The sequence below is a fragment of the Nocardioides sp. genome (assembly GCF_036374615.1).
GTDB lineage: Bacteria > Actinomycetota > Actinomycetes > Propionibacteriales > Nocardioidaceae > Nocardioides.
Genome location: NZ_DASUTK010000135.1, coordinates 1 through 8760 on the forward strand (window position 1 = coordinate 1; position 8760 = coordinate 8760).

9 protein-coding genes and 1 pseudogene are annotated in these 8760 nt (G+C 70.0%); 9 read left to right on the forward strand and 1 reads right to left on the reverse strand.

Annotated features, from left to right (window positions below; genetic code table 11):
• Both VFZ39_RS10815 and VFZ39_RS10820 read left to right on the forward strand, forming a co-directional pair.
• Nucleotides 1-261 (forward strand): hypothetical protein (locus VFZ39_RS10815; RefSeq protein ID WP_330865759.1); only part of this gene is annotated, 261 nt, incomplete at its 5' end.
• A 145-nt stretch (nucleotides 262-406) separates the two neighbouring features.
• Nucleotides 407-1264, forward strand: a complete 858-nt coding sequence (locus VFZ39_RS10820) for a Bax inhibitor-1/YccA family protein (protein ID WP_330865760.1) — start codon at nucleotides 407-409, stop codon at nucleotides 1262-1264.
• 49 nt (nucleotides 1265-1313) lie between these two features.
• Here VFZ39_RS10820 and VFZ39_RS10825 read toward each other — a convergent pair whose 3' ends face one another.
• Nucleotides 1314-2333: an SGNH/GDSL hydrolase family protein gene (locus VFZ39_RS10825; protein WP_330865761.1), complete on the reverse strand. Its 1020-nt coding sequence runs from the start codon at nucleotides 2331-2333 to the stop codon at nucleotides 1314-1316.
• 62 nt (nucleotides 2334-2395) lie between these two features.
• Here VFZ39_RS10825 and VFZ39_RS10830 point away from each other — a divergent pair, with 62 nt between their 5' ends.
• The 7 genes and pseudogenes from VFZ39_RS10830 to VFZ39_RS10860 form a co-directional block, all read left to right on the forward strand.
• The gene (locus tag VFZ39_RS10830) at nucleotides 2396-3802 is read left to right on the forward strand and encodes a cystathionine beta-synthase (protein WP_330865762.1); all 1407 of its coding nucleotides are present in this window, start codon (nucleotides 2396-2398) and stop codon (nucleotides 3800-3802) included.
• Nucleotides 3803-4016: 214 nt separating this feature from the next.
• Nucleotides 4017-4562: an alternate-type signal peptide domain-containing protein gene (locus VFZ39_RS10835; protein WP_330865763.1), complete on the forward strand. Its 546-nt coding sequence runs from the start codon at nucleotides 4017-4019 to the stop codon at nucleotides 4560-4562.
• A 32-nt stretch (nucleotides 4563-4594) separates the two neighbouring features.
• On the forward strand, nucleotides 4595-5419 hold the full coding sequence (locus tag VFZ39_RS10840; RefSeq protein WP_330865764.1) for a hypothetical protein: 825 nt from the start codon (nucleotides 4595-4597) through the stop codon (nucleotides 5417-5419).
• A complete protein-coding gene (locus VFZ39_RS10845) occupies nucleotides 5416-5952 on the forward strand; it encodes a signal peptidase I (RefSeq protein WP_330865765.1) in 537 nt (178 codons plus the stop codon). Before VFZ39_RS10840 ends, VFZ39_RS10845 begins: the two co-directional genes overlap by 4 nt.
• Nucleotides 5949-6752, forward strand: a complete 804-nt coding sequence (locus tag VFZ39_RS10850) for a hypothetical protein (protein WP_330865766.1) — start codon at nucleotides 5949-5951, stop codon at nucleotides 6750-6752. The genes VFZ39_RS10845 and VFZ39_RS10850 overlap by 4 nt, the downstream gene beginning before the upstream one ends.
• A complete protein-coding gene (locus VFZ39_RS10855; protein WP_330865767.1) occupies nucleotides 6749-8152 on the forward strand; it encodes a magnesium chelatase in 1404 nt (467 codons plus the stop codon). The genes VFZ39_RS10850 and VFZ39_RS10855 overlap by 4 nt, the downstream gene beginning before the upstream one ends.
• 13 nt (nucleotides 8153-8165) lie before the next feature.
• A pseudogene (locus tag VFZ39_RS10860) lies at nucleotides 8166-8760 on the forward strand (hypothetical protein); the annotation flags it as partial.

Sequence of the window (8760 nt, forward strand, 5' to 3'; positions counted from 1 at the left end):
GAGGTGACGGCGCAGACCGTCCGCGATCTCGCGGTGGCCTCCAACGCGCGTGACAGCTACCTCGCGCTCGCCCGGTGGATCTCGAGGGCGCGCGACGCGGGGGTGATCGACTCCCGGCCCCGAGCGCAGGTCGCGTTCGCCTTCCACTCCTGCTGCGTCGGGCTGGCCGTCACCGCGCTCTCACGCCGCCAACCCCCGTGGGGCCGGGGTTCTGGTCCACGATCGACGTTGCGGACGAGCAGCTCTGGCACTCGACCCTGACCGCGCTGGTCGCCGGGATGGCGCCGCCCGCACCGCGGGAACACAGCCCCCGACGCAGTCGTTGAATGGGGTGGCACCACTAGACTTGCGTCAACCCGGGGCGGCATCACGGTGATGGCCGCCCGAGGCCTCCAAGGAGGAGACCATGCAGAGCAACAACCCCGTGTTCCGAAACTCGGACGCGTTCAACGGGTCCGGCAACGCCTACGGCAACCAGACCTACCCGGGCAACGGGGCGGGCTACGACGCCTACGGCCAGCAGGCCCAGCCCGGTTACGCCGATACCTACGCTCCAGCCGGCGCCGGCGAGCGGATGACCGTCGACTCGGTGGTCCAGAAGACCGGCATCGCGCTGGCCGTCGTCATCGTCACCGCGGCCCTCACCTGGTGGTTCACCGGCGACATCGACAACGAGGAGAACGCCGGTCTGCTCTTCGGCGCGCTGGCCATCGGTTCTCTGGGTGCGTTCGCGTTGTCGATGGTGAACTCCTTCAAGCGCGTGATCAGCCCACCCCTCGTCCTCGCGTTCTGTGCCCTCGAAGGCGTCGCTCTGGGAGCGTTCAGCAAGTTCATCGACGCCACGTTCGTCGATGCCGACAGCGGCAACATCGTGATGCAGGCGGTGATCGGCACGTTCGCGGCCTTCGCCGGCACGCTCGCGGCGTACAAGTTCTTCAACATCAAGGTCGGCCAGAGGTTCCGGACGTTCGTGATCGCCGCGATGTTCGGCATGGTCGCCCTGGCGATGCTCGAGGTGGTGCTGAGCCTCTTCGGCAACGCGGTCGGCTTCCTCGGCTTCGGCAACCTCGGCCTGCTGTTCTCGATCGCGGGCCTGGTCCTCGGTGTCTTCATGCTGATCCTCGACTTCGACTTCGTCGAGAAGGGAGTCGCGGCCGGCATCCCCGAGCGGGAGTCGTGGCGTGCCGCGTTCGCGCTGACCGTGAGCCTGGTCTGGATCTACACCAACCTGCTGCGCATCCTGGCGATCTTCAGCTCGGACTGACGCACCGGTCCTGAGACGGCCCACTCGGAGTCATCCGGGTGGGCCCTTCTCATGCGTGGAGCGGTTCCTCGGACGCCGCCGGGGACTCGGACTCGGCGCTCGGGTGCCGGCGCCGGTGCCGCAGCTCCACCCAGAGGCCCCGGACGCCGCGCCGCGACCCGGCCACGACGGTGCCGTCGAGCTCGGTGCCGGGGGTCTCCGCGGCCTCGATCGCGGCCTGCGCCACCGGCCGGATGCCTTCGCCGCGGAAGGCCTCGGGGCGCTCCGCCGACTCCGGCCCCAGCCCGAGGGCGGCCAGCGCGGAGGGCAGCAGCACGTCGGCCAAGGCCCGGTAGCCGTCCGCCGACGGGTGGAACCGGTCGGGACCGAACAACAGCGCCGGCGCAGCATCGAACTCGGGGCCGAGGATGGTGCCCAGCGACACCGTGCGCCCGCCCTGCTCGAGGACCGCGATCGCCTGGGCGGCCGCCAGCCGGCGCGACCAGACCCGGGCCAGCTGCTTCAGCGGCGGCGGGATCGGTCGGACCGTGCCGAGGTCGGGACAGGTGCCGACGAGCACTGCCACATCCGCCTCGCGGAGCCGGCGCACCGCCTCGGCGAGGTTGCGCACCGACGCGGCCGGCAGTACCTGGTGGGTGATGTCGTTGACGCCGATCAGGATCACGGCGAGGTCGGGATCGGTCGGCAGTGCCCGGTCGACCTGTCCGGCGAGGTGCGAGGACTGGGCGCCCACCACCGCGAAGGCGCGCAGGTGGACCCGCCGGTCAGCAGCCTGGCCCAGTCCGGTGGCGAGGGTCGCGCCGGGCGTCTCGACCACGCGGTCCACGCCGTAGCCCGCGGCTCCGGAGTCGCCGAGCAGCGCCACCTTGAGCGCCGGGCCGGGTCGGCCCCTGCCGTACCAGCCGGTGGGGTCCGGGGGTGGTGCGCCACGCGGCTCGCCGATCGCCCGGCGGGCCAGCCTGGCCTCGGCGACCAGCAGGCCGTAGAGGCCTCCGCCCAGCAGCGACAGACCGCCCCCGCCGTACGCGGCGGCGGCCGCAAGCCTGCGTGCCGCTGCTGCCTTCCCCACGCAATCACCCTACGCAGGCTGCCGAATGCTTCGTGGCGGGTTCATGGCAATAGATTGGACGAATGCAGTACGTCGACTCCCTCCTGGACCTCATCGGCAACACGCCCCTGCTCCGGCTGCGCCGCTCCCTCGACCTGCCGACCGAATCGGGGCCGGATGACGGCCCGCTGGTGCTGGCCAAGGTGGAGTACCTCAACCCCGGCGGCTCGGTGAAGGACCGGATCGCCACCCGGATGATCGAGGCGGCCGAGGCGTCAGGGGAGCTGAAGCCGGGCGGGACCATCGTCGAGCCGACCTCCGGCAACACCGGTGTCGGGCTGGCGATGGTGGCGCAGGAGAAGGGCTACCGCTGCGTCTTCGTCTGCCCCGACAAGGTCAGCGTAGACAAGCGCAACGTGCTCAAGGCGTACGGCGCCGAGGTGGTCGTCTGCCCGACCGCAGTTGCACCGGAGCATCCGGACTCCTACTACAACGTGAGCGATCGGCTCGCGTCGGAACCCGGCGCCTGGAAGCCCGACCAGTACTCGAACCAGAACAACCCGCGCTCCCACTACGAGACGACCGGCCCCGAGATCTGGGAGCAGACCGAGGGTCGGATCACGCACTTCGTCACCGGCATGGGCACCGGCGGCACGATCAGTGGTGTCGGTCGCTACCTGAAGGAGAAGAACTCCGCGGTCCAGGTGGTGGGGGCCGACCCGGCCGGCTCGGTGTACTCCGGCGGCACCGGTCGCCCTTACCTCGTCGAGGGCGTGGGCGAGGACTTCTGGCCCGAGACCTACGACCGGGGCGTCGCGGATCGGGTGATCGAGGTCTCCGACGCCGACTCCTTCGCGTTCACGCGCCGCCTGGCCCGCGAGGAGGCGCTGCTGGTCGGGGGATCGTCGGGCATGGCGGCGTACGCCGCGAAGCAGCTCGCGGCCGAGCTCGCCGACGAGGGACGGACCGACGCGGTGATCGTGGTGCTGCTCCCCGACTCTGGGCGCGGCTACCTCACCAAGGTCTTCAACGACGACTGGCTGGCGCAGTACGGATTCCCGACCGGAGACGCGGACGACGAGCACGAGCAGACGATCGGCGAGGTGCTGCGCGGCAAGGACGGTCGGCTGCCGGACCTCGTGCACACCCACCCGGGCGAGACCATCGCCGAGGCGGTCCACATCCTCCAGGAGTACGGCGTCTCGCAGATGCCGGTCGTGCGCGCCGAGCCGCCGATCGTGGCCGCCGAGGTGGCCGGCTCCGTGTCGGAGCGGACGCTCCTCGATGCGCTGTTCACGGGGAGTGCTCGACTGACCGACCGGGTCGAGGACCACATGTCCGCGGCGCTGCCGACCATCGGATCAACCGAGCCGGCCTCGGCCGCCGTCACCCTGCTCGAGGGCGCCGATGCCGTCCTGGTGCACGAGGACGGCAAGCCGGTCGGCGTCCTCACACGCCAGGACCTGCTGGCGTTCCTGGCCCGCGGCTGACCGTTCGCAGCCGGGCGTCTGGCCCGTTCGGACTACCCCCGGGAGCGGTCCGTAGGACGAGAAAAGTCACTCTCGAGGGTTCTCGGTAACGGTTCCTCCACATGCGGTGAAAGCCCGCACGATCCCGCGATAACTGCCCCAACCGGTCCATAACTTCCTCTCTCGTGCGGTCCGTCAGTGGGGCGGATGCAGGGACAACAGAGGAATCACAGACATGAACAAGATGATCAAGGGCTCGATCGCAGGCGCCACCGGCGTCGCTCTCCTCATGGGCGGCTTCGGCACCTATGCGCTGTGGAGCGACAGCGAGAACCTGGCCGCCAACGGCGTCCAGTCCGGTGAGCTCACCATCGACACCACCGCCGGCGAGTGGGACGACGTCAACTCCGCCGCAGCCAACGATTGGAACGGCGCCACCGACAAGATGGTCCCCGGTGACAAGGTCAGCTACACCCAGACCTTCACCGTCAACGGCGAGGGCAAGAACCTCAGGGGCACCATCACGCTGGGCGCCCAGAACCTGACCAGCGGCTTCGGTGCCGGCAACCTCGTTCGGACCGTCGCAGTCGACGTCAGCGGCGCTGGTGCTGCCGACATCACCAAGGTCGACGACTCGAACTTCACCTTCGCGTCGCCGTTCGACACCGCAACCCTGACCGCGGTTGTCACCTACGAGTTCAAGAGCAGCGTGACCGACACGACCGACCAGAACAAGGCGGCCAGCGTGCCTGCCGTCAACTTCGTCATCGCCCAGAGCTGATCCGGACCCCTCTGAGTCGATAGATCACCATCATGTCCAGGATTCCGCTCGTCGCCACCGTGGTCGGCGCCCTCCTCATCGGGGGCGCCACCACGGGGGGGACGTTCGCGTCCTGGTCGAACCAGCGGCAGCTGCACGCGCACGACGTGCAGTCCGGCCAGCTGAGCTTTACGGCGACCTCCCCGGGCGCTGTGGCCGTCGACCAGACGGCCGGCTACACCGCCGACTCGACGTTCGTCCTCGACGACACGTCGGTCGGCAAGAACAACCGACAGCGGATCACCGCATCCGTCGCGGGTACGCCAGCCGGCATCACCGCGCGGATCGGGACCAGCTGTGCCTCGGCCACGACCGCCTCGGTGGCCGTGGACACCACCCCCGCCTCGGCCGACCAGAGTCTCTGCGTGCGAGTCACAGTCGACATGCCCACGACAGCCGTCAGCGGCAACGTGACAGTGACCATCTCCGGCGCGCAGCGGCCGACCGGTTGGTCGACCCCCTCGACCATGCTTCAGGTCCCGGTCACCGTGACTCCGGCCGTGAGCACACCTGTCGCTCCGGTGATCTCGTGCGGCGCCTTCCAGAGCAACGGCAACTACAGCTTCACCTGGACGGCGCTGGACGGCCTGACGTACAGCGTCCACCGGTCCACCGGCCCCAACCTCGATGGCAGCTTTGCGACAGTGACGGCGACGGGCAACAGCCCCTACACCGCAAGTCTTGCCAACCCCAGCACCACGTTCTGGCGAGTGAAGGCCACCAACGCCGCCGGCACCTCAGGGTGGAGCAATACCTTGAGGCTCGCGCGCGACGGCAACGGCATCAACTCGATCGATTGTGACGCGGTGACGCCATGACGGCCGCGCGTACGTACGTGACCAAGGTCGTCAGCTGGGGCCTGCTCCTCAGCGTCGTCCTGGCCGCCGTGGCCCTGATCGTGGTGCCGAAGGCGACCGGGGCGAAGCCTCTGACCGTGCTGAGCGGGTCGATGACCGGGACCTACGACATCGGCGACGTCGTCATCGTGCGGCCGGTCGACCCAACGACGCTCCAGGCGGGTGATGTCGTCACCTTCCAGCCGGTCTCTGACAACCCGAGCCTCACCACCCACCGGATCGTCGAGCTGACCTACGGCAGCGATGGCACGCAGTTCGTGACCAAGGGGGATGCCAACGGCGCCATCGACCTCGAGCCGGTGACGCCGGAGCAGGTCAAGGGCGAGGTGTGGTACTCCGTGCCCGTCGTCGGCTACGCGTCGGTGTGGATGGCCTCCAGCTGGCTCGGCACCGTCGTCAAGCTCGCCGCGGTCGGCCTGCTCCTGTACGGCGGCTGGTTCATCGTGGCCGGTCTCGTCGAGCACCGCCGTCGTACCGAGGAGGTGGCGGCATGATCGCACGGCACCTCGGTACCGGCGCACTCCTGCTCGGCCTCGCGTGTTCCCCGTTGTTGTTCTCGACCCCGGCGCAGGCGGGCGACTCCGGCGTCCAGGTGTCGACGAGTGCGAGCGGACCGTTCCGCGATCAGCTCCACCGCCAGCTCTTCGCCGGAGCCGGCAAGCTGATCCCCGGCGAGCGGGTCACTCGCACGTTCTACGTGCGCAACGGGTCCGACGTGGTCGCCCGCACCACCCTCGCCGTGTCCGACTCGAGTCCGCGGAACGACTTCTCCGACGCGATCGACGTCAGCGTGGACCTGGGTGAGGTCTCCTCCTCCGGACGCCTCCAGTCCGACGATCCGAGCTGCACGCTGACCACCACCGGACCCAACCTCGCCCCCGGCGCGGTGCAACCGGTCGAGGTCACCCTCGACTTCCGCGACGTCCCCGGCACCCGGGCAGCGGCCCAACGCGCCTCCGTCGACCTCCTGGTGACCCTCACGCAGGTCGGCAAGACAGGAGTGGTCGAGACCTGCGGAGAGCAGGCGACCGCCGACCCCGTGGACGACGAGGACGACGGCAAGGTCGACGACGTCGACACCTGCGCCCAAGGCGCCGTCGTGACGGTCACCGGCAACCAGTCGTGCGTGCCGACTGCGGTGGACGCCGGCGACTCCAGCGACCGGCGGGCACAGCCGTCGGTACGCGAACGCGTCACGCGCAGCGCCTTCCCCGCACTCCTGCTGCTGGCCGTCGGTGGAGGTCTCGTCATCGGGGCCTGGCCGTTGGCGCGCGGGCGTAGCGTGGAGGAGTGACGCAAGCACCCCCGAGCACGACCGTCGGACAGATGCGTGCGGGCGGCCACGCCGCAACCGCGCTGCGTGATGAGATCCGCGCCAACCTGCTGGCCAAGCTCGCCGCGGGCGAGGATCCGTGGCCCGGTCTGCACGGCTTCGACGACACCGTCGTCCCCCAGCTGGAGCGGGCCCTGATCGCCGGCCACGACGTCGTCCTGCTCGGCGAGCGCGGCCAGGGCAAGACCCGGTTGCTGCGGGCGCTGGTCGGGTTGCTCGACGAGTGGACACCGGTGATCGAAGGCTCGGAGCTGGGAGAGCACCCCTTCGAACCGATCACGCCGACGTCCCGCCGGCGCGCCGCCGAGCTGGGCGACAAGCTGCCGGTGACCTGGCGCCACCGCGACGAGCGGTATGCCGAGAAGCTGGCGACGCCCGACACGTCGGTGGCCGACCTGATCGGCGACGTCGACCCGATGAAGGTCGCGGAGGGCCGCCTGCTCGGCGACCCGGAGACGATCCACTTCGGACTGATCCCCCGCAGCCATCGGGGCATCGTGGCCATCAATGAGCTGCCGGACCTCGCCGAGCGGATCCAGGTCGCGATGCTCAACGTGATGGAGGAGCGCGACATCCAGATCCGCGGCTACGTGCTGCGGCTGCCGCTCGACGTACTCGTGGTCGCAAGCGCCAACCCGGAGGACTACACCAACCGAGGGCGGATCATCACGCCGCTGAAGGACCGGTTCGGTGCCGAGATCCGGACCCATTACCCGATGGAGCTGGCCGACGAGGTAGCCGTCATCCGGCAGGAGGCGTCCTTGGTCGCCGAGGTGCCCGACCACCTGGTCGAGACACTGGCACGCTTCACCCGCCAGCTGCGCGGTTCCAACGCGGTCGACCAGCGCAGCGGGGTCAGCGCCCGCTTCGCGATCGCGGGCGCCGAGACCATCGCGGCCGCGGCGCTGCACCGGGCCACCCGGCAGGGCGAGGAGCAGGCCGTGGCGCGGGTGGTCGATCTCGAGACCGCGGTCGACGTGCTCGGCGGCAAGATCGAGTTCGAGACCGGTGAGGAGGGTCGGGAGCACGAGGTGCTGACCCACCTGCTCCGGACCGCGACGGCCGAGACGGTGCGCCACCACCTGCGGGGCCTGGACTTCGCACCGTTGGTCGAGGTGATCGAGGACGGTCGGATGGTCACGACCGGCTCCCAGGTCGCGGCCCGCGACTTCCTGGCCGGTCTGCCCCCGCTGCCGCCGGACCAGGCCGGCGAGTCCGATCTCTACGACCAGGTGTGCGACCGGTTCGACGCGCTCGATGACGGGACGCGCGCGGCTGCGATCGAGCTGGCCCTGGAGGGGCTCTACCTCGCCCGCAAGATCGGCAAGGACACCGACGGCTCGGAGACGGTGTACGGGTGAGGGGGATGAGCCGGTGAGCCGCTACCGCCGGTACGACGGGGGCGACCCGCTCGCCCCGCCCGTCGACCTCGCCGAGGCGCTCGACGAGATCGGCCAGGAGGTCATGGCCGGTTACAGCCCGGAGCGGGCGATGCGCGAGTTCCTGCGGCGTGGTGGTCGCGACCAGACCGGGCTCGACGACCTCGCCCGCCAGATCGCGGAGCGGCGCCGCGAGCTGCTTCGTCGTCACAACCTCGACGGCACGCTGGAGCAGGTACGCGAGCTGCTCGACCGGGCGTTGCTCGAGGAGCGCAAGCAGCTGGCCCGCGACGTCGAGATGGACGACGCCGACCGGGCGTTCCGCGAGATGCAGCTGGAGAACCTGCCCCCGACCACCGCTGCAGCGGTGAGCGAGCTCGCGTCGTATGACTGGCAGAGCCGGGAGGCCCGCGAGGCCTACGAGGAGATCAAGGACCTGTTGGGTCGGGAGCTGCTCGACCAGCGGTTCGCCGGCATGAAGCAGGCGCTCGAGAACGCCACGGACGAGGACCGGGCGGCGATCAACGAGATGCTGAGCGACCTCAACGAGCTGCTCGAGAAGCACCGGCGCGGCGAGGACACACAGCAGG

What these genes read in the sequence shown, in the direction of transcription:
- VFZ39_RS10820 (WP_330865760.1), top strand. Translation starts at nt 407, where the DNA reads ATGCAGAGCAACAACCCCGTGTTCCGAAACTCGGACGCGTTCAACGGG.
- VFZ39_RS10845 (WP_330865765.1), top strand. Translation starts at nt 5,416, where the DNA reads ATGACGGCCGCGCGTACGTACGTGACCAAGGTCGTCAGCTGGGGCCTG.
- VFZ39_RS10840 (WP_330865764.1), top strand. Translation starts at nt 4,595, where the DNA reads ATGTCCAGGATTCCGCTCGTCGCCACCGTGGTCGGCGCCCTCCTCATC.
- VFZ39_RS10835 (WP_330865763.1), top strand. Translation starts at nt 4,017, where the DNA reads ATGAACAAGATGATCAAGGGCTCGATCGCAGGCGCCACCGGCGTCGCT.
- VFZ39_RS10850 (WP_330865766.1), top strand. Translation starts at nt 5,949, where the DNA reads ATGATCGCACGGCACCTCGGTACCGGCGCACTCCTGCTCGGCCTCGCG.
- VFZ39_RS10830 (WP_330865762.1), top strand. Translation starts at nt 2,396, where the DNA reads ATGCAGTACGTCGACTCCCTCCTGGACCTCATCGGCAACACGCCCCTG.